We start from the raw sequence: 621 nt of genomic DNA, 5'->3' as shown, positions 1-621 counted from the left end.
GGGTGCTGGGCAAAGTCAGCCGCAAACAGGCGGACCAGCGCTTCAGCTATGGCTACCAGCGGTTGTCAGTGCTGGCTGCGTTGCTCAATGCGCTGGTGCTGATTGCCGGGTCGATCTTCGTGATCAGCGAAGCCATTCCCCGCCTGTGGGCACCGGAAATGCCCAATGCCACCGGCATGCTGGCGTTGGCCATTCTCGGGGTGACGGTAAACGGTATTGGTGCCTGGCGGTTACTGCGCCAGTCCTCGTTGAATGCCAGTGTGATTCGCTGGCATCTGCTGGAGGATGTGCTGGGCTGGGTGGCCGTGTTGGTGGTGTCGCTGGTGCTGATGGTCTGGGAAATCCCGATTCTCGATCCCATTCTGTCCATCGGTTTCACCCTGTTTATTCTGTTCAATGTGGCGCGCAATGTATGGGCATCGTTGAAGGTCTTCCTGCAAGCGGTGCCGACGGAGGTGGATACCGATGCTCTGGTGGACGCCTTGCAGGCACCGCCGGCCGTAGCCGGTGTGCACCATGTCCATGTGTGGAGTCTGGACGGCCAGCAGCATGTGTTCAGCGCCCATATCAAGTTGGGTGGTGAGCCGCCCATGGAGGAGCTGCGGGGGCTCAAATCCCGCT

Annotated in this window: 1 protein-coding gene; it reads left to right on the top strand. The window is 60.4% G+C overall.

Going from position 1 to position 621, the window contains the following annotated elements; all coding sequences use genetic code 11:
- The coding region (locus A3730_RS06925; protein ID WP_063537782.1) for a cation diffusion facilitator family transporter at positions 1 to 621 on the top strand (621 nt) is incomplete at both ends.

Source organism: Alcanivorax sp. HI0044 (genome assembly GCF_001634945.1).
Note: the sequence above shows the minus strand (reverse complement) of the source record. Positions and strands in the feature narration are given on the sequence as shown.